This window comes from Fusobacterium necrogenes (assembly GCF_900450765.1).
Classification (GTDB): domain Bacteria; phylum Fusobacteriota; class Fusobacteriia; order Fusobacteriales; family Fusobacteriaceae; genus Fusobacterium_A; species Fusobacterium_A necrogenes.
In genome coordinates, this window is sequence record NZ_UGGU01000003.1 from 408320 (window position 1) to 432322 (window position 24003).

Sequence of the window (24003 nt, forward strand, 5' to 3'; positions counted from 1 at the left end):
TTATAATTAATATATAATTAATTATAGTATTAAAAAGTTAAAATTAATATAAAAAAATAAAATTGACAAAATTTCAACTATTTGCTGATGAAATAAGATTTAGGTGATTTTATATATAAGTTTATTTTAAGAGAAGATAGAATAATAATAAACTTGATAGGAAATAACTTAGATAGTTATTTTATAATTATTTAGATAAAAGAAAAATAGAAATTTTTTTAAATATTATTAAATCAGGAGAAAATTATTTTGAAATTATATTAACGAAAATCTTTTAAATTATTTAAATTTTTATCTTATAAATGCTAAAATATATAAGAGGTGAAAAATGAAAAAAATTTTAATTATAGAAGATGATTTGAGAATAAGAAGAATTTTACAACTAGAATTAGAACATGAAGGATACTTAGTTAATTTAGCTAAAGATGGAAAAGAAGGCTTAGAAAAATTTAAATTAATGAGGTATGATCTGATTTTATTAGATTTAATGTTACCTGAAGTTTCAGGAGAGGAAGTTTGTAAAAAATTAAGAAAAAATTCTGATATACCTATAATAGTACTGACTGCAAAAGAAGATATTAAAAGTAAAGTTGAACTTTTAGATATGGGAGCTGATGATTATATAACAAAACCATTTAATATAGAGGAACTTTTTGCTAGAATGAGGGTTGCTTTAAGAAATAAAAAAAATTATCAAGAGATTGGGAAGTTAAAGTATGAAGACTTAGTTTTAGATATTACTCGAAAAGAATTGGTTATAAATGAGGAAAAAATATCTTTGACTAAGACAGAATATAGGTTGTTAGAATTATTTATTTTAAATAAAGAATTAATTGTATCAAGAGAAAGAATTATAACTGAAATATGGGGTTATGATTTTGATGGAGAAGAGAAAATAGTAGATGTATATTTAAATTTTTTAAGAAAAAAAATAGAAACTCAGGAGAAAAAATATATACAAAATATTAGAGGATTTGGGTATATGTTAAAGCTTAAAAGAGGAGATTCTTATGAAAAAGATATCTAAAATGCTTTTAAAAAGCTACATGATTTTAATTTTAATTTTTACTTGTTCAAGTGTAGTGATTTTTATAACTGTTGAAGCATATATAAAGAGAAGTTCTGCTGATGATTTATATGCTATCGATAGTTTTTTACAGTATGAAACAAAAGAGTTTAAGGAAAAGTTAGAAAGTGGTAGAAAAATAAATGATATAATTGATTCTGCTTTAGATGAAGCTCCTAAAATATTAGGAAGTTCTATTATTTTTAAATTAAATGGACAAATACTATCAAGAAGTTATTCGGAAAATGAGTTAAAACAAGTAGAGAATGAAGATTATTATGATATTGTGAAAGATTGTGGATATTATAATCTTCAATATTTAAAAAGAAAAATAAATATAAAGGAATACCCTAATTTAGAAGTATATATTATAAAAAATTTAAAAGCAGAAAAAAGATTGATGTTAAATATTATTGGTTTATCTACATTAATTTTAATTTTTACAACTTTATTAGCTTATTTTATTTCAAAAAGATTTTATAATAGATTTACATTCTCTTTGAATGAACTTCAGAGATTAACTAATGAGATAAATTTAGAAAGTTTAGATACAAATTTAAAAAAAAATGAATATTATGAATTTCAACAAGTTATTATTTCGTATAATAATATGTTAAAAAGATTAAAAGAACAGGCAAAAAAGCAGATAGATTTTGTAAATAATGCTTCCCATGAGTTAAAAACTCCAATTTTTGTAATAAGTGGATATGTAGATCTGATAAAAAGATGGGGATATTTAAATAAAGAGTTGGTAGAGGAAAGTTTAGATGCAATAGGAGAAGAAAGTAAAAATATGGCTAATTTAGTAAATAAATTATTATTTTTAGCTAAAGATGAAGAAAATTATATAAATGAAGAAGAGATTAATTTAAAAGATTTAATAATAAATATAGTTAAAGATTTAAAAATTTTGTATCCACTTCAAGAGATAGAAATAATTATTTCTGAAGAGCACACTATAATTTCAGATAATTTTTTACTAAAACAACTATTAATAAATTTAATAGAAAATGCTGTAAAATACGGAAATAAGAAAAAAGTAACAATTATTTTAAAAAAAGATAAAAATATCACAATTGAGATAATTGACAGAGGAAAGGGAATTAATAAAGAAAATTTAAATAAAATTTTTGAAAAGTTTTATAGAGAGGATAAGGCAAGGAGTAGAAGTGAAGGTAGTTATGGTCTAGGGCTTGCAATTGTAAAAAAAATAGCGGATATGTTAGATATTTATGTAGAAGTTGAAAGTGAATTAAAAAGAGGAACGACTGCAAGGGCTATTTTTAAAAATAGTATAAGTTTATAAGATATAAAAATTATTTAATTAATAAGAAAGAATTAAGTAGTAACTATTTAGGTATTTAAAAAATTGAAATTATCTTATACTTCAATTATGAGTATATATTTTTTAAACTAATTTAGGTCCAAATAGTTACTATTTTGAAAATTATTTGATAAAGAGTTTTGTTTATAAAGATATTTCTAAGGAATGTTATTTTCCCATCTTTTCAAGTATTTCTTCTATAATATCATCAGAGCGATATCCAGCAAAATACTCTTTACTCACATTTTCAAATCCAATATTTCTATATTTTTTAGGTCTTCCAATGTATCTTGCGACAAAGTCAAAGTTTTCATCTAATATAGCTAGAGTAGGAACTACATATTTTTCTTCTGGAATTTCTAATTTTTCTCTTAAAAATTTGAAGCCTCTTCCTTCTGTGATTATTCCAAGTTTTATATTTGGATTAATCTCTGTCATTTTAACAAGTACAGGTATAGTAGCTCTTACATATGGACACCAAGATTCAGCACTTAATAAAAAATTATAAGGTTTATCAAGGCTCTTTATTTTATTAGTATACTCTTCACAAATAGAAATAACCTTAGTTATCTCTGCAATTTCTTCTCTTTCACTAGCACTTGCAATACTTAAAAAAGTTTCATAACTCATTCCTGTTTCAAATAATTCTTTGTACTCCATTATAATACCTCCTAATATTTTTAGTTTTAATATTTAACCTTTTTTAATACACATTTAATTGCTTCTTCAATAGAAGCAAATCCTCTTATCTCTTCTTTAGATACAAGAGAATTTATCTCTTTTTGACTGTACCCTAGAGCTTCTAATGCTTCATATAATTCATCTTCAATAGCAAAACTTTCAAATAGATTTTCATCTTGAGTAAATAGATTCCCAATAGCTTTAAGTTTTCCTTTTAAATCTAAAATTACTTGTTGAGCTTTTTTCTCTCCAAGTTTTGGAACTCTCTTAAGTGTAGCATAATCATTTTCAGCTACTATTTTTCTAAGTTGCTCTACGTCAAAAGTAGACATAATAGAAAGAGCAAGAGATACACCTACTCCTTTCACTCCTAAAAGCATCTCAAAAAGATTTCTCTCTCTTTCCTCTAAAAATCCAATTAACTTAAAAGCATCTTCTTTTATATAGTTAAAAATATAAAGTCTAACACTCTCTCCAGTTTTAATCTTATCATAAACTCTAAGGGATATATTTACCTTATATCCAACCCCATTTATATCAAGAGCCAAGTAATCAGGTTTCTTATATTCTACCTTACCTTTTAAATATTCGAACATTTATTCTTTCTCCTTTTTTAAAGTTACTTTAAAGTAGCTTATACTCAAATTTATTTAAGAAAACTTAAAGAATTACGGAAGTTATGAAGAGAAGTTAGATTAACTCAGCGAAATTGAATGCTGAAAAGCACAACTGTTTGAGCGAAAGCGAGTTTTGTGTTTTTAATGAAATAAGCTATAGTTAATCAACTTCTTTGAATATGAAGTAATTCTTTGTTTTCTTTTATTTTAAAGTAAGTTTATCTTCTGCTACTTCTAAAATTTCTTTTTTCTTTCTCCCTCTTTTTTTAGGTACAGGGATAATTTTTCTATCTTCTACTGCACTCTCTAGCATTCTTTTTATATATTTTCCTGTATAACTTTTCTCTACCATAGCTATATCCTCAGGAGTACCACAAGCTACAACAGTTCCTCCTCTATCTCCACCATCTGGTCCAATATCAATTATATAGTCAGCAGTTTTTATTACATCTAGATTATGTTCTATAATAACTACACTATTTCCTTTTTCTACAAGTCTATTTAAAACCTCTAAAAGTTTTCTAATATCTTCAAAGTGCAGTCCAGTAGTTGGCTCATCTAAAATATATATAGTTTTTCCTTTAGTCATCTTAGAGAGCTCTGTAGCCAGTTTTATTCTTTGTGCTTCTCCTCCAGATAGGGTAGTAGCTGGTTGTCCAAGTTTTATATAATCAAGTCCTACATCTATTAATACTTTTAGCTTTCTTTCAAGAGCAGGTATATTTTGGAAAAACTCATAAGCTTCTGACACACTCATATTTAAAACATCAGATATAGTTTTACCCTTATAAAATACATCAAGAGTCTCTTTGTTGTACCTTTTTCCCTTACATACTTCACACTCTACATATACATCAGGTAAAAAGTTCATCTCTATTTTGATAATACCAGCTCCTTGACAAGCTTCACATCTTCCTCCTTTCACATTGAAAGAGAATCTCCCCTTTGTAAATCCATGTGCTTTTGCATCTTTTGTTTCAGCAAAAAGAGTTCTAATATCATCAAATAGTTTTGTATATGTAGCAGGGTTAGAACGAGGTGTTCTACCAATAGGGCTTTGGTCTATATTGATTACTTTTTCTAAATATTCAGTTCCCTCAATAGATTTATATTCAAGAGGATAGAGCTTTCCTTTATTTAATTTATTAAATAGTGCTGGGAAAAGAGTATGATTGATAAGAGTAGATTTCCCACTTCCACTTACACCAGTAACAACTGTCATCACTCCTAAAGGAATCTCAACATCTATGTTTTTCAGATTATTTCCCCTTGCTCCAATAATTTTTAGAGATTTATCCCAACTACGTCTAGTACTAGGGATATCTATTTTTAATTCACCTTTTAAATATTTTCCAGTAAGAGAGTTAGGATTTTCTATAACCTCTTGTGGAGTTCCATGAGCTACAATCTCTCCACCATAAGCTCCAGCTCTAGGTCCAATATCTATTATCTCATCAGCTTGAATCATAGTGTCTTCATCATGCTCTACAACAATTAGAGTATTTCCTAAATCTTTTAATCTTCCAAGAGTAGCAAGTAATTTGTCATTATCTTTTTGGTGTAGCCCTATACTTGGCTCGTCTAATACATAGAGTACTCCAGTTAGACCAGACCCAATTTGAGTAGCTAGTCTTATTCTTTGAGATTCTCCTCCAGAAAGAGTTTTAGTCTCTCTTCCAAGACTTAAGTAATCAAGTCCTACATTTATCATAAAGGATAATCTTTCTTTTATCTCTTTTAATATCTCTTTAGCAATTTTTTCCTGTTTAGATGTTAAAGTTATTCCGTTGAAAAAATTTAGAGCATCTTTTATACTCATATCACAAAGTTCCATAATATTTTTATCGCCAACTGTTACAGCTAGGACTTCAGGTTTTAATCTTTTACCATTACAAACTTTACAAACTCTCTCTATCATATATTTATTTTCTATCTCTTCCTTCATAGCATCAGAGAAAGTTTCATAGTATCTTCTCTCTAAATTTTTTACAGCTCCTTCATACTCTTTATAGCCATGGAATTGGAAGTCATCTCCCTCATAATCAAATCTAAATTTTTCAGTAGCTCCATGAAAAATTATATCTAAATCTCTTTTACTCATCTCTTTGATAGGCTTAGATATATCTATGTTGAAAGCTTTAGCCATAGATTTAAAAATCTCCCAACTATATCCTTTTCTGCTAGAAGCTCCTGGAATATACATACCACCATCAAGAATAGAGAGTTCCTCATCTTCAATAAGTTTATTCTCATCTACTTCAAGTTTTTTTCCTATTCCTTTACATTCAGGGCAGGCACCAAATGGAGCGTTGAAAGAGAAAAGTCTAGGGCTTAAATCTGGAATACTTACTTCATCATGCTCAGGACAAGCGTAGTTTTCACTATAGCTAAAATCCTCTCCATTTATATTTAGTATTATTTTTCCGTTAGATAGCTCTGATGCACTTTCTACTCCTTGAGTAAGTCTACTTTGAAACTCTTTATCCTCTTTTTTTAGAATCAATCTATCAATAACTACTTCAATATTATGCTTTTTATTTTTATCTAAGATAATTTCATCTTCTAAATATAAAATCTCTCCATTTACCCTAGTTCTTACAAAACCTTTTTTTAAAAGATTAAGAAAAAGATTTTTATGAGTACCTTTTTTATCTTTAACTACAGGAGAAAGAATTATCATCTTATCTCCCTCTTGAAATCTTTCTAAAGCTCCCTCTACTATCTCTTCTATACTCTGTTTTTCTACAGGTCTATTACATATAGGGCAGTGAGCAATACCAATATGAGCAAACAGAAGTCTCATATAGTCATATACCTCTGTAATAGTTCCAACAGTAGAACGAGGATTTCTGTTAGTTGTTTTTTGCTCAATAGATATAGCTGGAGCTAATCCCTCTATACTATCTACATCTGGTTTTGTCATTTGTCCAATAAATTGTCTGGCATAGGCAGATAGACTTTCTACATATCTTCTTTGTCCCTCTGAATATATTGTATCAAAAGCAAGAGAAGATTTTCCACTTCCACTTACTCCAGTTATTACTATAAATTTATTTTTGGAAATCTCTATGTCTATATTTTTTAAGTTATGTTCTCTAGCACCTTTTATAATTATTTTATCTAACACTTATATTTCCACCTCAAACTTATAAATACTCATTTTTCGATTCATATTATACATCATTTTTATCAAAAATGAAATAGTAAAAACTTTATTTAGAGGGGAAACAGCAATTAATATAAATGGTTATTGCGATGAAAAATAATAAGTATATAGAAATAAAATTATTGGGCTCAAAAATATCTTTAGAAAAATTGACAAGATAAATTAAAAGGACTATAATAAAAGAGTATCTTGAAGATTATAATATTTATATTAGGGGAGAGAAAATGAATTTAAGTACAGTATTTATAAATGCTTTAACACTGATTGCTGTTTTGAACCCATTTGGAAATGTTCCACTTTTTATTGGAATGACAGAAGGAATGGAAAAAGAAATAAGAAATAAACTTTTTAAGACGATAGCTATTACGGGTTTTTTTATAACCTGGATTTTTAGTTTGTTTGGTGAATTTCTAATGATAAATTTTTATAAAATAAATATGAATGAATTGAAAATGGCTGGTGGTTTAATTTTAGTATTAATGGCAATAAAAAACTTAATTTTTTCTTCAAAAAAGAGGAAATCTGAAAATAAGCTTTCACCAGAAGAGCAAATAAAACAAGCTGTTATTCCAATGGCTTTTCCAATGATGGTGGGACCTGGAAGTTTGACAACAGCTTTAATAGGACGTTCAGAACATGGATTGTTGAAAAATAGTTTTTCTATATTTATAGCTTTTATTTTGATATATTTAGTACTTATGATAGGAAACTATTTAGAAAGGATCTTTGGAAAATTAGTACTGTATATACTTTCAAAAGTAATGCAGATATTTATAATGTCCATTGGTTTTAGAATATTTTTCGATGGACTTTCTCATGTATTGGAGAAGATACAATAAAATTCTAAAAGAATTATATTTTCTTTCAGATAATTAATATATTTTTATTGCAAAAATTATTTAAATTTTATATTTTTCTTTTTTTAAAATTTGAAGTAGAATAATTTCAAGTTAATAAAACAGATTGAGGTGCAATTGATAAGAGTAAAATTCAGGAGCTATCCAAGCTATGAATGGATTTGAAAGGTAAAATTGCCGAAGTTTAAATCTTTTGGAAAGAGATTTTTACTGGGGATATGGAGAATATCCATATAACTGTCATTGAGTTTTCAATGTTGTGCTTTCTGTGAGGTAAGAAAAATTTTTACATTTTGATGTATTTATTTTAGAATTGTACCAGCAGAGAACCTCTGCTGTTTTTTTTTACCAAAAAATTCTAGTAATTATAAGGGAGGGAAAAATGAGAGTAGTTCTCAAATATGGTGGTTCAAGTGTGGCTACAATTGAAAAAATTCAAAAAATAGCTGAGTATATTATTGGATTGAAGGAAAAATATGAAGATGTTGTTGTTGTTGTTTCAGCTATGGGCAAAACAACTGATAGATTAATTAGTTTAGCTAAAGAGATTACAGAAAATCCAAGTCAAAGAGAACTAGATTCTTTAATGGCAACAGGAGAACAACAGAGTATAGCATTACTTTCGATAGCACTTAATTCTAAGGGGCAAAAAGCTATATCTCTTACAGGTTTTCAAGCAGGAATAAGGACTTCTGGTGTACATACTAAAAATAAAATAGAAAGTATTTCATCTGACAGTATTGAAGGATATTTAAAAAATGGAAATGTAGTTATAGTAGCAGGATTTCAGGGAATAAATGAAAATGGAGATATTACTACATTAGGAAGAGGAGGTTCAGATACAAGTGCAGTAGCATTAGCTGCAGCTCTTAATTGTGAATGTAGAATATATACAGATGTAGATGGAATATATAGTGTTGATCCAAGACTTTATCCAAAAGCAAAATTTTTAGATAGAATATCTTATGAAGAGATGATGGAAATGGCTAATCTAGGAGCTGGAGTAATGGAGACAAGAGCAGTTGAACTAGGAAAAAAATTTGGGATACCAATTTTTGTTGGCAGAAGTTTGAGTGAAATAGGAGGAACATATATAATGGAAAAAAATGTAGCTTTGGAAGAAAAACTAGTAACAGGAATAAGTATAACAAAGGAGATAGTAGTTACAACTATCTCAAATATACCATTTTCATCTGAGAATATAGCTAAAATATTTTCGATAATAGATGGATGTGGCTTAAATATAAATATGATTACACAAAATTTGAATAAATATATGAGAGCAGAATTATCATTTAGTAGTCAATTAAGTGAAAAATATCTTCTAAACCAAATTATTGATAAAATAAGAGCTGATTTCCCAGAATGTGATATCAATTTATGCGAACATTTAGGAATGTTATCTATTGTTGGAGTTGGAATGATAAATAACTCTGGCATAGCTGGGAAATTTTTCTCAGTTTTGAGTAAAAATGGAATTAATTTTTATCAAATAACAACATCGGAGATAAGTATATCTTGTAGTATAGATAGAGAAAATATTCAAAAAGCTGTAGAGGCAGTAGCACAAGAATTTTCATTGTAGGAGGGAAAAATGAGAGTAGCAGTAGTTGGAGCAACAGGGTTAGTAGGAAGTACATTTTTAAAAGTATTAAATGAGAGAGATTTAGGAATAACTGAGTTATTTTTATTTGCAAGTAGTAGGAGTGCTGGAAAAAAAATTGATTTTAAAGGAAAGGAGTGTTTAGTAGAGGAATTAAGAGAGGATAGTTTTAAAGGTAGGGATATCGATATAGCATTATTTTCTGCAGGAGGAGAAATAAGTTTAAAATATGCTCCATTAGCAGCTCAGGAAGGAATATTGGTAATAGATAATTCATCAGCATGGAGGATGAATAAAGAAGTTCCCCTAATTGTACCAGAAGTTAATCCACAAGAGGCATTTAAACATAAGGGAATAATAGCTAATCCAAATTGTTCCACAATTCAATGTATGGCACCTCTTAAGATATTAGCTAATAAATATGGAATAAAAAGAGTTGTATATAGTACATATCAAGCTGTATCTGGAACAGGACATAAAGGAATAGTAGATTTAGAGGAAGGATTGAAAGGAAATCCACCAAAAACTTATCCCCATCAAATAGTTAATAATTGTCTTCCTCACATAGATGTGTTTTTAGATAATGGGTATACAAAAGAAGAGAAAAAAATGATAGATGAAACAAGAAAGATATTAGATCTTCCTGAACTTCCAGTTACAGCTACTTGTGTAAGAGTTCCAGTTATAAATTCTCATTCTGTTTCAATAAATGTAGAACTTGAAAAAGATTTTGATATAGATGAATTAAAAAAGGAGTTGGCTTCACTTGATGGTATAATTCTTTTAGATGAGGTTGAAAAAAATGTATACCCATTACCAGTAAATGCAACAGGAAAAGATGAAGTGTTTGTAGGAAGAATAAGAAGAGATGAAAGCGTAAAATATGGAGTTAATTTATGGACTGTAGCTGATAATATAAGAAAAGGAGCTGCTACTAATGCTATACAGATAGCTGAATTATTCAAAGATAGATTTTAAAGGGGGGATAAAATGAGCATATTTAGAGGTTCTGGAGTAGCTATTATTACTCCATTTACAAAAGAGAATACAGTAAATTTTGAAAAATTAGGAGAATTATTAGAATATCATATTCAAAATTCAACTGATGCTATAATAATAAATGGAACAACAGGAGAGAGTGCGACACTTACAGATGAGGAAAAAGAAAAATTAATAGAATATACATTAAGAAAGGTTAATAGAAGGGTGCCGGTAATAGCTGGAACAGGTTCAAATAATACGAAACATGCTGTTGAAATGAGTAGACTTGCGTGTGAATTAGGAGTAGATGGTTTGCTAATAGTAACTCCTTATTATAATAAAGGAAATGAAAATGGAATTTATGAACATTATAGAGCAATATCAGAAGCTGTAACTTGTCCTATTATACTCTATACAGTTCCGTCTAGAACAGGAGTTAATTTATCTATTAATCTTCTAAAAAGACTTTCTGAAATAGAGAATATAGTGGCTATTAAAGAAGCAAGTGGGAATATATCTTATGCAGCAGAGATAGCGAGGAGTATTCCTAAATTAGATATTTACTCTGGAAATGATGATATGACAGTACCTATATTATCTTTAGGTGGTGTAGGAGTAATATCTGTGTCTGCGAATATAATTCCTAAAAAAGTACATGATATGTGCATAAATTTTTTTAATAGAGAAATTGAAATCTCTAGAGAGTTACAACTTAGATATAATAATTTAGTAGATGCATTGTTTATAGAGGTAAATCCTGTGCCTATAAAAGAGGCCATGAATTATTTAGGTTATGATGTAGGGAAGTGTAGACTACCATTAGGTGAAATGTATGAGACAAATAAAAAAATTTTACATGAAGTTATTGACCTTCACGGGGTGGAAGCATGGAAGTAATAATACATGGAACAGGAACAATGGCAAGCATAGTAGCTCAGTGTTGTAAAGAACAAAATATTTCTGTCAGTGGTTTTGCTGATGAGCTATCAGTTGAAATTGGAGATATTATAATAGATTTTTCTCATTACTCGAGAATAGAGAATCTATTAAAATTTGCGATTTCAAAAAATATTCCACTTGTTTTAGCTACGACTGGCTATTCACAAGAAATTTTAGTTAAAATAGAAGAGGCAAGTAAAAAAATTCCTATACTTTTATCATCAAATATGTCCTTAGGGATAAACTTAATTCAAGATATTTTAGAGAAAATAACACCTTTATTATATGCTAGCTATGATATAGAATTAATAGAAAAACATCATAATAAAAAAATAGATTCTCCAAGTGGAACAGCAAAAACATTATTAGAAACAATCGAAAAAACTTTGATGAATGATATGAAAAGAAAGTATGGTAGAGTTGGAGTGGAGAAAAGAGAGAAAAATGAGATAGGAGTTCACTCTTTAAGAGGTGGGACTATTATAGGAGAACATTCTATCTTATTTTGCGGAAATGATGAATTAATAGAGATAAAGCATACAGCGCTCTCTAAAAAGATATTTGCTGAAGGAGCTATACAAGCAGCTAGATTTTTATTAGGAAAAGAGCCAAATTTGTATACGATGAAAAATATTTTTAATAAATAAGGAGATGACTATGAATAAATTAAATACAGCAGAAGAATTAATAACATACATAAAAAATTCAACTAAAAAAACGCCAGTTAAAGCATATATAAATGGTAATTTACTAGGATTAAAAACTTCAGCAAAAGTTTTTAAAGGTGAAAATTCATATATAATAATTGGAGATAATCAAGAAATAGAAAGAATTTTAGAGGAGTATAAAGAGAATATAATTGATTATTATTTAGAAAATGATAGGAGAAATTCAGGTGTACCTACTTTAGATCTAAGAAATATAAATGCTAGAATAGAGCCAGGGGCAATTATAAGAGATAAAGTAACTATAGGCCTTAATGCTGTCATTATGATGGGAGCTGTAATTAATATAGGGGCTGTTATAGGAGAAAATACAATGATAGATATGGGGGCTGTATTAGGGGGAAGAGCCACTGTTGGAAAAAATTGTCATATAGGAGCTGGAGCAGTTCTTGCTGGAGTAATAGAGCCACCATCAGCTAAACCAGTTGTAGTAGAAGATGGGGTTTTGATTGGAGCTAATGCTGTTATTATTGAAGGAGTTAGAATAGGGGCTGGAGCAGTAGTTGGAGCTGGAGCAGTAGTAATAGAAGATGTACCAGCTGGAGCAGTAGTAACAGGAAATCCAGCTAAAATAATAAAAAATGTAGATGAAAAAACTTTAAGTAAAACTCAATTAGTAGATGATTTAAGAAAATAAGGGAGTTGAAGTAAATGAAACTGAATAGTCAAGTAGAGAGTTTACAGTTTTCCTTGATTAGAGTCTTAAAAAATGAAGCTAGTAAGTACTCTGATGTTATAGATTTAACAATAGGTGAACCAGATATTCCTACACCAAGAGGATTAGTATATGAAGCTATGGAATATGGAAAAAATCATCAATTAAAGTATGCTACTTCTGGTGGAGGAACTTTAATTGGAAAATTAATAGCAGACTACTATAATAGGATTTATGGTGGAGCTTATAGTGAAGAAAATATAATTACAAATATTGGTGCTACTGAAGCTCTCTCTTCGGCTATGAGGACGATATTAAACCCAGATGATGAGGTTTTAATGACGATACCTTATTATCCAGGATACCCAGCAATGATAAAACTTTGTTATTCTAAGCCAATATTCGTAGATATTAGTAAGAGCGAATTTAGACTAACTAAAGAATTATTAGAAAACTATGTGACATCTAAGACAAAGGCTATACTTTTAAGTAATCCATGTAATCCAACTGGGAATGTTATGAGCTATCAAGAAATGCAAGAAATAGTTACATTTGTAAGTGAAAGGGATATATTTTTGATTTCTGATGAAATATATAGCTCACTAGCTTTTTATGAATATCATTCTTTTGCTGAGTTTGAGAGTATAAGAGATAAACTAATTATTATAAATGGATTTTCTAAATCACATTCAATGACAGGATGGAGAATAGGCTATACTATATGTCCTAAAGAATATAGAAAGTATTTTTTAAATACTAGTTTTTATACAGTTAGTTCATCTATGACTCTTTCATTAAAAGGAGCTGAATTAGCTCTTATAAAATATGAGGATAGAAATGAATTAGTAGCAGAATATAGAGCTAGAGCAGAATATTTGACAGAGAAACTTGAAAAAATTGGATTTAGGGTGTTGAAGCCTAAAGGAGCTTTTTATATATTTGCTGATTATTCCGAACTGTCTGATTTGGATTCATTAGAGTTTTCAATAGATGTACTGAAAAAAACAAAAGTAGCAGTAGTTCCTGGCGCTGCTTTTGGAGTTGAAAAGTATGTAAGATTTGCTTTAACAGTAGATATATCTACTTTAGAGAAAGCTATGAAAAGATTAGAAAAATATAGATAGAGAGATTGTAAGAATTGTATGGTAAAATGATGAGAAGTTAAAATAACTTGCTAAAATCAAATATTTGGAATTTTTAAAAATTATGAATTGAGTGTTTAAGTTTTAAAGATAGGAGCTTTAGTTAATTAACTTCTCAAAAGAAAAAATAATTCTTATTATTTGTAAAAAATATTTAATAATTTATTAATTAGTGTTTATTTTTAAAGTGAAGGGAATCTCCCCATTTTCCATATACAATTTCATCACCAATAGCTTTTACATTATTATCCATGATTTCTTTAGCTTTTTCAACACTATCTTTTATTCCAGGCTTGTTATCATAAAGTAAGTATTTTCCTTTATGTTCTAATGCAGTAGCTGTAGGCATAAGTATATTAGCTCCAGCTAAAAGACCTTTTTCTCTACCTTGTGGATCTAATCCTTGTAGAGCAGTTGTAGCAGCTATATTTACATCTTTTAAGAAAATTCTAGTAATAGCTATCATTTTTAATCCTAGTTCTACTCTTTTCTTTTCATTGATTACAATATTTTCCCATTCTTGTCCAAGTGGGGTATCTTTATGTAAAATATATGGTCCCATCCCTATCATATCAATATCCATTTGTTTATAAAATAAGATATCATTTACTAAATCTTCTTCTGTTTGATTGGGAAGACCTATCATTACACCAGTTCCAACTTGATATCCAACTTCTCTTAAGTATTCTAAACACTTTTTCCTTACTTCAAATGTATGTTTATTGTCCATTGGATGTAGATGATTATAAATGTTTAAATTTGTCGATTCTATTCTAAGCAGATATCTATGTGCACCAGCATCAAACCATCTTTTATATGTTTCTTTTGTTTGCTCTCCAAGTGATAGAGTGACACCTAATTTTCCATTAGAAAGTATTTTAATTTCTTTTAATAAATCCTCTATAAATGCTATAAATTCTTCATCTTGTCTTTCACCAGCCTGTAGAGCTAAAGAGGCATAGTTGTTATCATAAATCCACTTCACGGATTGCATTATTTCATCTTTTGACATAGCAAATCTTTCAACTTTATGGTTATCTCTTCTAATCCCACAGTACTTACAATTTTTTATACATTGATTACTAATTTCGATAAGTCCACGGTAGTATACTTTTCTTCCAACATATTTACTTTTGACATCATAGGCTTTTTTAAATAACAAAATTAAGTCTTCTTTGTTATCAATTTTCATAAGCTCAATCAAATCAGATTTTGAAAATTCTTCTTGATTTAAAATTTTTTTTATTTTTTCCGACATATTATCTCCTATCTAATCATAACTTGTTTTCTTTCTAATAATTTATATTGCTTAAATCCTATATGCAAATGTCCACGTTTTGTATAATAAATTAGTTGATCAAAACTTTTAAGATTAGCTTTTATTTTATTAAATTCTCTCTTTCCAGCTTGACCTTTTTTTAGAATAATATCTACAGCCATACCTTTTCTATGGCTAGATGAGGATGAACCTCCTACTGCTTTATTAAGTTTTTTATTCCTAAACCAACTACTCACAATAACAGGACGTCCTAAGATTTTTCTTACTTCATCTAATCTCTTTGCTGTATATCTTATATTTGTTCGTTCTTCCCAATTAGGAAAATTTTTTATTTTCTTTTTAATGGCTGTATTGCTATGGATAGCTTCTCCCATAGTAAAATAACGAGATATTTTTTCATTTCTATTAATATTAACTGAAGAACAAGCCGATATTAGAAAAAGAACAAGAAAAAATAGGAAATTTTTTTTTATTTTCATAGTTTGATTTCCCTCTTTTTTTTTGCATATTCTACAGCAATTATACTTTTACCATCTGAAAGTGAATTTATATCTAAATCTTCTAAGTTTAATTTTACTATATCTATAAATTCTTCTTCATCAAGATGTTGCTCTGTTTTAATTAGCTCTTCTGCATAAAATAGAAAAAATTTTCCTTCAGAGATAGCTGGGCTCATATAATATTCACAAATTTTTTCTATTTTCTGAGCTTTGTATCCTGTTTCTTCTTCGAGCTCTCTAAGTGCAGCTTCAATAGGAGCTTCTCCTTCTTCTAAAAGTCCAGCTGGAATTTCAAGTGTAGTCATCTTTACAGCGGGTCTATATTGTTTAACTAAAAGTATAGAGTTATCTTCAAATACAGCTACTATACCAACAGCATCTTTTTTACCAGTAAAAGTCCAATTTACAATTTTTTCATTAGGAAGTTTTAGTTTTTTACTATATACTTGAATATGTTCATTTTTAAATATCTCTTTTTTTTCTAGCTCCTCATATTTGTCCATACTTCAACTCCTTATTTAAGCTAAGTTCTTTTATTTTATAGAGAATAATACCAGAAGCAATAGCTACATTGAGAGATTCGGCAGAGCCATATATTGGTATTATTATAATTTCATTAGCAGACTTTAAAAAAGTTTTACTTACTCCATTGCCTTCACTGCCAAAAATTATAGCATTTTTATTATCTAATTTCATTTTAGTATATTCAATAGAGTTACTTTCTAAAGCTGTAACATGTAACTTATAGTTATTCTCTTTTAAGTACCTTAAGAGTGTTTCTTCTTCCATATATATAATATTCATATTAAAAATTGATCCCATACTGCTTCTAACACATTTTTCATTGTAGCAATCTACACTTCCTTTTGTAAGAATAATATCTTTAAATCCAGAGGCATCAGCTACACGTATAATTGTTCCCAAATTTCCTGGATCTTGTATTCTATCTAATATTATGATATTATTTTGTAAATTTGTTATGTCGCTATTACAGTATGGATATACAATAATAACACCTTGAGAATTTTCTTGAGAGCTTAATTCTTTAAATAGTTTCTCATTTACTACTAATTTTCTACAATCAAAATTAATAAGTTTAGTTGAGATATCTTCTATATTTTCACAACCTTCTTTAAGTATTATTAATTCAGTTGGATAGTTAAAATCTAAAAATTTTTTACCTTCAGCTAAAAATTTCTTTTCTTCTTCTCTATATTTTTTTTGCTTTAGTTTTTTAATTTTTTTTAAAGTATTGTTATCTAAGCTATTTATAATTTCCACGTTTTCCTCCAATAGTTCCTCTATTTTCAATTATAACATAAAAACCTTATTATTTACAGATTTAAAAATATGTATTATAATTTTAATTGATAAATTACTTTAGTAAGGAGATGTGAGATGTTATCATCTAAATTTATAAAGTTTATGAGAGCTTTAAAAATGGAAAATAATGAAAAGCTTTCTACTATATTGGAGTTAGGAAGAATTGGAGTTCGTATATCTGAGGAATATTCAACTAGAATTGATTTGTTAGAGATAGACCAATGCTTATATCTTTCAGATTTTCAAACTCCACAATTAGAAAAATCCGAAAAACACCTTTTAAACTTAGTAAAGACTAAAGATCCGCTTTTTTCTTTGATGGAATATTATGATAACTATCCATATTCATATTCTGATATTAGTTGCATATTTAAAGGATGTTTGAAAACTGGTGTAGAAATATCTATAAAAGGTATAAATCCGACTTCTAAAAATAATTATTTCAAAAATTTGCATAAATTAAAAACATCACTAAAACATAGAAAAATTTTTATGCCTTGGTTAAATCAAAAGTATAAAGTGAATGATATTTTAGATAAACTAGATGAATATAGTCAAGAAAAATTTAGCTTGAGAAATGAGATAAGGTTTACAAAAATAATGCAAGAAAGTTTAAATATTTACACGGATGTAGAATTCTTAAAAAGGATGAGAGTTCCCAAAATATATTCCTACTTATCATCAGATAATTTAATAGTTACAGAGTATATTTATGGTACATATTTTTACGAACTATTAGAGTATAAGAGATTACTATATAAAGATGTTTTAGATTTAATAAAGATACAATTATTTTTTATCTTTAAAATAGGAATATTTCATAATAACTTACATTCTGGAAATTTGATATTAAGTGACGAGGGAAAGATATATTTTTTAGATTGTAATACAATATCAATTTTAAAACTGGAATTAAGGAGTGTTTTATATAATATTTTGAGATGTTTAGTTGAAAAAAAGTATAAGAGTGCAGTATTTTTCTTAAATTCTATTTCAAATCAAAAGTTATCAGAGGAAGAACTAGGAAAATTAGTCAAGAATATAGAGTTTATACGGTTATCAGAGATTTCAAAAAAAGTCCCTGTAATAGCAAAAGTTATGCTTGCTTTTAAAGAGGCTATAAATATTGGAATGAACTTTGATGAAGAGATTTATCCAATTTTTAAATCCTTCATATATTTGGAGAAATTAGCTCAAAAAACAAAGAATAAAAATACTATATTTAGTGATGACTTAAGTCAAATATTAGAAGAGTTAGAAGTTATAATTAATCAGAGTAATTAATTGACTTAGAGAGTTTTTCATATTAAAATATAATATATTGGAATTATTTTTAGGAGGTTAGTAGATGAAAAAAATATTGGTAGCAATTACTTTAGCTATGGCTGTTATAAGTTGTAGAGGAAAGGAAGAGAATAAAAATATATTATATGTATATGGTTGGGCTAATACTATTCCACAAACCATATATGATGATTTTGAAAGAGAAACTGGAATAAAAGTGGTGGAAGATATTTATTCATCTAATGAAGAAATGTTTACAAAATTAAAGGCTGGAGGAGATGGTTATGATATAGTTATGCCATCCGCAGATTATGTTGAAATAATGATGAAAGAGGGGATGATTGAAAAATTAGATAAGACTAAGTTACCAAATTATAATAACCTTGATCCATTGGTGTTAGAAAAATTACATCATTTTGATCCTAAAAATGATTATGAAGTTCCATATTTAATTGGTGCTACAATTATAGCTGTAAATAAAAAATATGTTTCCGAGTATCCAAAAGATTATTCAATATATGAAATGAATAATTTGAGAGGAAGGATGACTTTACTTGATGATATGAGAGAAGTAATGACATCAGCTTTAGGAATGTTAGGATATCCACAGACAGTTAGTGATGAAAAGATAATAGCACAAGCAGCTGAATTGGTGAAGACTTGGAAAAGAAATATTGCAAAATTTGATTCCGAATCTTTTGGAAAAGGTTTTGCTAGTGGAGATTTTTGGGTGGTGCAAGGTTATCCTGATAATATTTTTAAAGAGCTAGATGAAAAGGATAGAGCAAATGTAGAGATGATAATTCCAGAAAAAGGTGGAACAGCTTATGTTGATTCATTTGTTCTCTTACAAACAGCAGCTAATAAAGAGAATGCATATAAATTTTTAGAATATACTCTAAGAGCAGAAGTAGCAGCTAAGATAGCTGATGCTTTAGAAACTCCATCTGTAAATCTTCAAGCAAGAGAATTAATGAAAATAAAACCTTTATTTGAAATTTCTGATTTGAAAAATATTCAAGTATTAAGAGATATAAATACAACTTTAGATTTACAAAATAAGTATTGGCAGGAGATATTAATCGCTGAATAATTTGGAGGAGAATATGAAATTTTCTATAATGAGAGAAGAGTTTATCTCTGTACTTTCTGAATATATAAATATATTAAAGGAAAATCCTATAAAACCAATTGTTTCTGGCTTAAAAATTTGTGCTAAAGGGAAGAAAGTAATCTTTATAGGGACAAATTTAGAAATAGAGCATGTAAAAAAAATTAAAGCAGATATTGAAGAGGAGGGGGAAGTTGTAATAAAACCTTTCTTACTTCTTGAGTATATTAAACTATTAGAAGAAGAAAAACTTGAATTTTCTAGTGAAAATGGGTTTATTATAGTTCATCGAGCTGAATTTTCTATATTGGAAGGAGAAAATTATCCAACTATTCCGGAATTAAAATCAAATGTTCTTTTAAAAATAGTAGGGAATCATTTTGTGCAACTTTTAGATAAAGCCAAATTTGCAGCTTCTCAAAGTACGGATAATATACAGATAAATTGTGTAAGAGCTGTATTTAAAAAAGATGAATTAAATCTTGTTTCTACTGATTCATATAGGCTTCTATTTTTAAAAGAAAGAGTCGAATGTGAAGAGAGTAGAGAGATATCAATTCCTATGGAGAGTGTAAATACGTTATGTAAGCTATTGAAAGATTGTTATGAAGAAATTAATATAGGATATAATGGAGAAAAATTAATTATTACTTGGAAAAACTCTTATTTTTCAAGTAAGACTATAGGGCTTCAGTATCCAGATTTTAAAACTATTCTTAGAATTTCAGCTTTTGAAAAGAGAATGGAATTTAATAGAGATGAGCTAAGAAGTGCTATAAAAAGAGTTATTACAGTAGCTAAAACTAGTTTGGATGCTAAATTTGGAGCAATTTTTACTTTTGCAGGAAAGATGATGCTTATAAATGCTGTTTCTGGAAAAGCTAAAATAAATCAAAAGGTTAATATGCTAAAAGATGGAGAGGATTTTAAAGCTTCTTTAAATTGTAAATTTTTGTCTGAATACATAGATAATATTTCGGGCAATGTCATTATCAGCGGAAATAATGCGTCTTCTATGTTTGAAATAAAAGAAGCTGAAAATGATGATTATATATATATACTTATGCCGTTAGCACTTAGAGACTAAAATAGAATAGTGAATTTAAAAAAACTCAAGAATAACTTTTATTAAAAAATGAAGATCAAAGTTTAATCATTAATTTGTTATTCTTGAGTTTTTTAATATTTTTTATGTTCTAGCACAATCAGTAGCAGAACCAATCATTATTTCAAGTCCATGTTTTAATTCAGGGATAATATAAGATAAGGCTTCCTCTACTGCTTTAGGACTTCCAGGCATATTAATTATGAGAGTATTTTTTCTAATTCCAGCTGTAGCTCTAGATAGCATAGCTCTTTTTGTAATGTTTAAAGAATAACTTCTAATAGCTTCAGGGATACCTGGAACCCTTTTTTCTATAACTTCTTCAGTAGCTTCTGGTGTTATATCTCTTTTTGAAAATCCAGTTCCACCTGTAGTCAAGATTAAATCTGCTTCATTATTTTCACATATCTCTAGTAAAGTATCTTTAATTATTTGAAAGTCATCTGGAATTAATATCTTTTTTTCTATCAAATAATTATTTTCTAACATTATTTTTTCAATAATCTGTGTAGAAATATCTTCTCTCTTTCCTTCTGCACCTTTATCACTCATACATACAATTGCAACTTTAAACATATTCTCACCTCATAAAAGTTATTTTTTCTAGATTTATTATATCATAAGATTTTAATTATTCTTGATATTTTTTATCAAATTTGTTATTATTAATTGAGAAATATTAAAATATGGAGTGATTAGATGAAGAAAGGTTTGGTATTAGTAGTAATCTTTATGTTTTTTTTATCTACTATGGGATTTGCTAGGGTAGAAAAAAAAGAGGTAATAATTAGTGCAGCTGCGAGTTTAAAAGAAGTAATGGAAGAATTAAAAGAAAAGTTTGAGAGTAATAATAAAAATATAAAAATAGAATTAAATTTTGGCGGTTCTGGTGCTTTGAAAAATCAAATTTTAGCTGGAGCACCAGTAGATTTAGTTTTTTTTGCTTCTCAAAAAGATTTAAAAGATTTAGATGAAAGAGGATTTATAGATGAAAATTACAAAAGTGATATTCTGAAAAATAAATTAGTAGTAGCTGGAAGGCTAGAAATAGACTCCATGAAAAAATTATTGAATAATACTGTTGCTATAGGAATACCTGAAACTGTTCCAGCTGGTAAATATTCAAAGGAAGCTTTTACAAATAGTGGACTTTGGGATAAAATTCAAAATAATTTAATATATGCCAAAGATGTAAGAAGTGCAGCTCAATATGTTGACTTATATGAAGTAGATTATGCAGTTATATATAAAACTGATGCTAAAGTTTTAAAAAATAGTGAGATAGTATATGTTATTCCTGAAAATTTATATACTCCTATCACATATAGTTATGGAATTATAAAAGATAAAAAGACTGAAGATACAATAAAATTTTATGAATTTTTAAAATCTAGCATAGCTAGAAAAGTATATGAAAAATATGGTTTTGAAATGGTAAATTAAATATGATGAATTTGAATATAGGGATAATATTTTTAACTTTAAGGATAGCAATAATTTCAACTATTTTAGTATCAATAAGTTCTATTATTTTAGTTTATTTATTAAATAAAGTTAATTTAAAATTGAAAATTGGACTTGAAATGTTTATAAATCTACCTATTTTTCTTTCACCAAGTGTATTAGGATATATACTTATTTTAATTTTAGGAAGGCGAGGAATAATAGGGAGATATCTTTATGAATATTTTAATATTTCGATTTTATTCTCTTGGTGGGCAGGAATAATTACAGCTTTTATAGTTTCTTTGCCACTTATGTATAATAGTATAAAGACAGGAATAGCTTCACTTAATCCAGTGTATTTTGAAGCTGGAAAAGAAGTAGGAGCTAGTGAAGTTCAAATTTTGAGATTGATCACTCTTCCACTCATAAAAAGAAACATTTTAGCAGGAATGGTATTATCATTTGGAAGAGCTATAGGAGAGTTTGGTGCAACACTTATGTTAGCTGGAAATATTCCAGGGAGAACTCAAACAATATCTATGGTTATATATTCAGCTTCTGAAAGTGGAGATACAGGTACTGCTAACTTTTTTTTAGTAATTATTTTAGGAATAAGTTTTTTTGTAATGTTAGTTTATAATTATTTATTTAGAAAAGAAAGGGAGAATATATGAAAAAGATAAAAACAGTAGAGGCTGTAGGGTATGTACTTCAACATGATATTACTCAGATTCTTCCAGGAGAATTTAAAGGAAGAATTTTTAAGAAGGGCCATGTAATACTAGAAGAGGATATTCCGAAACTTTTGAACTTAGGAAAAGATCATATATATGTTTTTGAATTAGGGGAAAAAGGAGTACATGAAAATGATGCAGCTCTTATACTTGGAAAATTAGGAAAAGGAAAAAATGTTTTTACAGATGTTGAAATAAAAGAAGGAAAGATAAATTTTAGAGCTGATTGTGATGGGATTTTAAAAGTGAATACAGAACAATTATTGGAATTAAATATGTTAGGTGAAATTTCCTTTGCTACATTGCCTAATAATTATTCTGTAAAAAAAGGAGAATTAATAGCTGGAGCAAGAGTAATTCCGTTGGTTATATCGAAAGAAAAGATGGATATGGCACGTTCTTTAATTAAAACTCCAATTCTAAAGGTAGTTCCTTATAGAAGTTATAAAGTTGGTATTATAACTACTGGAAATGAGATTTTTTATGGACGAATAAAGGATAAATTTGGAGAAATAATAAAAAATAAGCTTTCAGAATATAAATGTGAAGTAATAGGACAGAGTTTGTGTCCTGATGATAAAGAAATTATAAAGTCTAGTGCTAAAAAATTATTAAATGAAGGAGCAGATATGTTAATATTTACAGGAGGAATGTCAGTAGATCCAGATGATTTAACACCTAGCTCTATTATAGAGATGGGAGGAGAGTTAGTAACTTATGGGGCACCTGTTTTACCTGGTTCAATGTTTTTGTTGTCATATTTAGGAGATATTCCTATGATGGGACTTCCAGGATGCGTAATGTTTTCTAAAAGGACTATATTTGATATAATTCTTTCTAGAGTAATGACTGGAGAAATACTTAAAAAAAGAGATATTATGTTATATGGAAATGGTGGTTTATGTCAAGATTGTGAAATATGTCATTATCCAAATTGTTCTTTTGGGAAGCAGGGATAGATATGAAGTTTACACATTTTAATGAAAAAGGTAGAGCTAAGATGGTTGATGTAAGTGAAAAAAATGAAACTAAAAGAAGAGCAATAGCAAGAGGATATATTAAAATGAATCCTGAAACTATAAAGTTGATAGTTGATAGAAAAATGAAAAAGGGAGATGTACTTTCAGTAGCTCAAATAGGAGGAATATGTGGAGCTAAGAAAACTTGGGATTTAATACCTATGTGTCATAATATTTTCCTTACAGGAGTAGATATTTCATTTGAGTTTGAATATGATAAAATTTTGATAGAAGCAGTGGTTAAAACGGTAGGAAAGACAGGAGTTGAGATGGAAGCATTAACAGCTGTATCTATATCAGCTCTTACTATATATGATATGTGTAAGGCAGTAGATAAAAATATGATAATAGGAGATATAGAAGTGATAGAGAAAATAGGTGGGAAATCTGATTTTAGAGTTTTAGAATAAAATAACAGAACATAATTTATTTTATATATCATATAA

The 24003-nt window shown here is 28.0% G+C and carries 24 protein-coding genes and 1 riboswitch; of the genes, 16 read left to right on the top strand and 8 right to left on the bottom strand.

From position 1 onward, the window contains the following. Nucleotides 1–328: 328 nt before the first annotated feature. On the top strand, nt 329–1027 hold the full coding sequence (locus DYA59_RS02345) for a response regulator transcription factor (RefSeq protein ID WP_115268982.1): 699 nt from the start codon (nt 329–331) through the stop codon (nt 1025–1027). After that, complete coding sequence (locus DYA59_RS02350) at nt 1011–2372, top strand: sensor histidine kinase (RefSeq protein WP_115268984.1); 1362 nt, start codon at nt 1011–1013, stop codon at nt 2370–2372. Before DYA59_RS02345 ends, DYA59_RS02350 begins: the two co-directional genes overlap by 17 nt. Nucleotides 2373–2558: 186 nt before the next feature. Here DYA59_RS02350 and DYA59_RS02355 read toward each other — a convergent pair whose 3' ends face one another. From DYA59_RS02355 to uvrA, 3 genes are all read right to left on the bottom strand, one after another. After that, entirely contained in the window at nt 2559–3050 is a 492-nt protein-coding gene (locus tag DYA59_RS02355) for a thioredoxin family protein (RefSeq protein WP_115268986.1), read from the bottom strand. A gap of 26 nt (nt 3051–3076) precedes the next feature. After that, complete coding sequence (gene ruvA, locus DYA59_RS02360) at nt 3077–3667, bottom strand: Holliday junction branch migration protein RuvA (RefSeq protein ID WP_115268988.1); 591 nt, start codon at nt 3665–3667, stop codon at nt 3077–3079. 223 nt (nt 3668–3890) lie between these two features. Then, nucleotides 3891–6815 (bottom strand): excinuclease ABC subunit UvrA, encoded by a 2925-nt coding sequence (uvrA, locus tag DYA59_RS02365; protein WP_115268990.1) that lies wholly within the window; start codon nt 6813–6815, stop codon nt 3891–3893. A gap of 263 nt (nt 6816–7078) precedes the next feature. Here uvrA and DYA59_RS02370 point away from each other — a divergent pair, with 263 nt between their 5' ends. The 7 genes from DYA59_RS02370 (at nt 7079) to DYA59_RS02400 (ending at nt 13738) form a co-directional block, all read left to right on the top strand. Beyond that, nucleotides 7079–7693, top strand: coding sequence for a MarC family protein (locus DYA59_RS02370; protein WP_115268992.1), 615 nt, complete (start codon nt 7079–7081; stop codon nt 7691–7693). A gap of 116 nt (nt 7694–7809) precedes the next feature. Next, a riboswitch (Lysine riboswitch) is annotated at nt 7810–7984 on the top strand. Between the two features lie 109 nt (nt 7985–8093). Further along, complete coding sequence (locus DYA59_RS02375; protein ID WP_115268994.1) at nt 8094–9296, top strand: aspartate kinase; 1203 nt, start codon at nt 8094–8096, stop codon at nt 9294–9296. Between the two features lie 9 nt (nt 9297–9305). Further along, nucleotides 9306–10292 (top strand): aspartate-semialdehyde dehydrogenase, encoded by a 987-nt coding sequence (locus DYA59_RS02380; protein WP_115268996.1) that lies wholly within the window; start codon nt 9306–9308, stop codon nt 10290–10292. Nucleotides 10293–10304: 12 nt separating this feature from the next. Then, a complete protein-coding gene (gene dapA / locus DYA59_RS02385) occupies nt 10305–11192 on the top strand; it encodes a 4-hydroxy-tetrahydrodipicolinate synthase (RefSeq protein ID WP_115268998.1) in 888 nt (295 codons plus the stop codon). After that, complete coding sequence (gene dapB / locus DYA59_RS02390; RefSeq protein WP_115269000.1) at nt 11183–11881, top strand: 4-hydroxy-tetrahydrodipicolinate reductase; 699 nt, start codon at nt 11183–11185, stop codon at nt 11879–11881. Before dapA ends, dapB begins: the two co-directional genes overlap by 10 nt. Before the next feature lie 10 nt (nt 11882–11891). After that, entirely contained in the window at nt 11892–12596 is a 705-nt protein-coding gene (gene dapD, locus DYA59_RS02395; protein WP_115269002.1) for a 2,3,4,5-tetrahydropyridine-2,6-dicarboxylate N-acetyltransferase, read from the top strand. 14 nt (nt 12597–12610) lie between these two features. Next, on the top strand, nt 12611–13738 hold the full coding sequence (locus DYA59_RS02400) for a pyridoxal phosphate-dependent aminotransferase (RefSeq protein WP_115269004.1): 1128 nt from the start codon (nt 12611–12613) through the stop codon (nt 13736–13738). A 187-nt stretch (nt 13739–13925) separates the two neighbouring features. Here DYA59_RS02400 and hydE read toward each other — a convergent pair whose 3' ends face one another. The 4 genes from hydE to DYA59_RS02420 are packed head-to-tail and all read right to left on the bottom strand — an operon-like array spanning nt 13926 to nt 16816. Continuing rightward, nucleotides 13926–15014, bottom strand: coding sequence for a [FeFe] hydrogenase H-cluster radical SAM maturase HydE (gene hydE, locus DYA59_RS02405; RefSeq protein ID WP_115269006.1), 1089 nt, complete (start codon nt 15012–15014; stop codon nt 13926–13928). Between the two features lie 8 nt (nt 15015–15022). Next, complete coding sequence (locus DYA59_RS02410; RefSeq protein WP_115269008.1) at nt 15023–15514, bottom strand: D-Ala-D-Ala carboxypeptidase family metallohydrolase; 492 nt, start codon at nt 15512–15514, stop codon at nt 15023–15025. Next, nucleotides 15511–16038, bottom strand: a complete 528-nt coding sequence (locus DYA59_RS02415; RefSeq protein WP_115269010.1) for an NUDIX hydrolase — start codon at nt 16036–16038, stop codon at nt 15511–15513. The genes DYA59_RS02410 and DYA59_RS02415 overlap by 4 nt, the downstream gene beginning before the upstream one ends. Further along, nucleotides 16025–16816: a TrmH family RNA methyltransferase gene (locus DYA59_RS02420; RefSeq protein WP_115269012.1), complete on the bottom strand. Its 792-nt coding sequence runs from the start codon at nt 16814–16816 to the stop codon at nt 16025–16027. The genes DYA59_RS02415 and DYA59_RS02420 overlap by 14 nt, the downstream gene beginning before the upstream one ends. Nucleotides 16817–16933: 117 nt before the next feature. On the opposite strand from DYA59_RS02420, the gene DYA59_RS02425 reads away from it, so the two are divergent. From DYA59_RS02425 to dnaN, 3 genes are all read left to right on the top strand, one after another. After that, nucleotides 16934–18142 carry an AarF/UbiB family protein gene (locus tag DYA59_RS02425; RefSeq protein ID WP_115269014.1) on the top strand — a complete coding sequence of 403 codons (1209 nt, stop codon included), beginning with the start codon at nt 16934–16936 and terminating at the stop codon, nt 18140–18142. A gap of 64 nt (nt 18143–18206) precedes the next feature. Next, nucleotides 18207–19235 carry an extracellular solute-binding protein gene (locus DYA59_RS02430; protein WP_115269016.1) on the top strand — a complete coding sequence of 343 codons (1029 nt, stop codon included), beginning with the start codon at nt 18207–18209 and terminating at the stop codon, nt 19233–19235. A gap of 13 nt (nt 19236–19248) precedes the next feature. Next, nucleotides 19249–20340 carry a DNA polymerase III subunit beta gene (gene dnaN, locus DYA59_RS02435; protein WP_115269018.1) on the top strand — a complete coding sequence of 364 codons (1092 nt, stop codon included), beginning with the start codon at nt 19249–19251 and terminating at the stop codon, nt 20338–20340. Between the two features lie 102 nt (nt 20341–20442). Here dnaN and DYA59_RS02440 read toward each other — a convergent pair whose 3' ends face one another. Next, nucleotides 20443–20934: a MogA/MoaB family molybdenum cofactor biosynthesis protein gene (locus tag DYA59_RS02440; protein WP_115269020.1), complete on the bottom strand. Its 492-nt coding sequence runs from the start codon at nt 20932–20934 to the stop codon at nt 20443–20445. Nucleotides 20935–21057: 123 nt separating this feature from the next. On the opposite strand from DYA59_RS02440, the gene modA reads away from it, so the two are divergent. Genes modA through moaC form a run of 4 tightly spaced genes read left to right on the top strand, consistent with a single transcriptional unit; the run spans nt 21058 to nt 23967 of the window. Then, nucleotides 21058–21801, top strand: a complete 744-nt coding sequence (gene modA / locus DYA59_RS02445) for a molybdate ABC transporter substrate-binding protein (protein WP_115269022.1) — start codon at nt 21058–21060, stop codon at nt 21799–21801. 2 nt (nt 21802–21803) lie between these two features. Beyond that, complete coding sequence (gene modB, locus DYA59_RS02450; protein WP_172606932.1) at nt 21804–22478, top strand: molybdate ABC transporter permease subunit; 675 nt, start codon at nt 21804–21806, stop codon at nt 22476–22478. Further along, nucleotides 22475–23497 carry a molybdopterin-binding protein gene (locus DYA59_RS02455; protein ID WP_115269024.1) on the top strand — a complete coding sequence of 341 codons (1023 nt, stop codon included), beginning with the start codon at nt 22475–22477 and terminating at the stop codon, nt 23495–23497. Before modB ends, DYA59_RS02455 begins: the two co-directional genes overlap by 4 nt. Nucleotides 23498–23499: 2 nt before the next feature. Next, nucleotides 23500–23967, top strand: coding sequence for a cyclic pyranopterin monophosphate synthase MoaC (moaC, locus tag DYA59_RS02460; RefSeq protein ID WP_115269026.1), 468 nt, complete (start codon nt 23500–23502; stop codon nt 23965–23967). Nucleotides 23968–24003: the final 36 nt, after the last annotated feature.

Bases quoted from the DNA above. Each gene is read 5' to 3' on its own strand.
- DYA59_RS02345 (WP_115268982.1), top strand. From the start codon at position 329: ATGAAAAAAATTTTAATTATAGAAGATGATTTGAGAATAAGAAGAATT.
- DYA59_RS02350 (WP_115268984.1), top strand. From the start codon at position 1,011: ATGAAAAAGATATCTAAAATGCTTTTAAAAAGCTACATGATTTTAATT.
- DYA59_RS02355 (WP_115268986.1), bottom strand. From the start codon at position 3,050: ATGGAGTACAAAGAATTATTTGAAACAGGAATGAGTTATGAAACTTTT.
- ruvA (WP_115268988.1), bottom strand. From the start codon at position 3,667: ATGTTCGAATATTTAAAAGGTAAGGTAGAATATAAGAAACCTGATTAC.
- DYA59_RS02370 (WP_115268992.1), top strand. From the start codon at position 7,079: ATGAATTTAAGTACAGTATTTATAAATGCTTTAACACTGATTGCTGTT.
- DYA59_RS02375 (WP_115268994.1), top strand. From the start codon at position 8,094: ATGAGAGTAGTTCTCAAATATGGTGGTTCAAGTGTGGCTACAATTGAA.
- DYA59_RS02380 (WP_115268996.1), top strand. From the start codon at position 9,306: ATGAGAGTAGCAGTAGTTGGAGCAACAGGGTTAGTAGGAAGTACATTT.
- dapA (WP_115268998.1), top strand. From the start codon at position 10,305: ATGAGCATATTTAGAGGTTCTGGAGTAGCTATTATTACTCCATTTACA.
- dapB (WP_115269000.1), top strand. From the start codon at position 11,183: ATGGAAGTAATAATACATGGAACAGGAACAATGGCAAGCATAGTAGCT.
- dapD (WP_115269002.1), top strand. From the start codon at position 11,892: ATGAATAAATTAAATACAGCAGAAGAATTAATAACATACATAAAAAAT.
- DYA59_RS02400 (WP_115269004.1), top strand. From the start codon at position 12,611: ATGAAACTGAATAGTCAAGTAGAGAGTTTACAGTTTTCCTTGATTAGA.
- hydE (WP_115269006.1), bottom strand. From the start codon at position 15,014: ATGTCGGAAAAAATAAAAAAAATTTTAAATCAAGAAGAATTTTCAAAA.
- DYA59_RS02410 (WP_115269008.1), bottom strand. From the start codon at position 15,514: ATGAAAATAAAAAAAAATTTCCTATTTTTTCTTGTTCTTTTTCTAATA.
- DYA59_RS02415 (WP_115269010.1), bottom strand. From the start codon at position 16,038: ATGGACAAATATGAGGAGCTAGAAAAAAAAGAGATATTTAAAAATGAA.
- DYA59_RS02425 (WP_115269014.1), top strand. From the start codon at position 16,934: ATGTTATCATCTAAATTTATAAAGTTTATGAGAGCTTTAAAAATGGAA.
- DYA59_RS02430 (WP_115269016.1), top strand. From the start codon at position 18,207: ATGAAAAAAATATTGGTAGCAATTACTTTAGCTATGGCTGTTATAAGT.
- dnaN (WP_115269018.1), top strand. From the start codon at position 19,249: ATGAAATTTTCTATAATGAGAGAAGAGTTTATCTCTGTACTTTCTGAA.
- DYA59_RS02440 (WP_115269020.1), bottom strand. From the start codon at position 20,934: ATGTTTAAAGTTGCAATTGTATGTATGAGTGATAAAGGTGCAGAAGGA.
- modA (WP_115269022.1), top strand. From the start codon at position 21,058: ATGAAGAAAGGTTTGGTATTAGTAGTAATCTTTATGTTTTTTTTATCT.
- modB (WP_172606932.1), top strand. From the start codon at position 21,804: ATGATGAATTTGAATATAGGGATAATATTTTTAACTTTAAGGATAGCA.
- DYA59_RS02455 (WP_115269024.1), top strand. From the start codon at position 22,475: ATGAAAAAGATAAAAACAGTAGAGGCTGTAGGGTATGTACTTCAACAT.
- moaC (WP_115269026.1), top strand. From the start codon at position 23,500: ATGAAGTTTACACATTTTAATGAAAAAGGTAGAGCTAAGATGGTTGAT.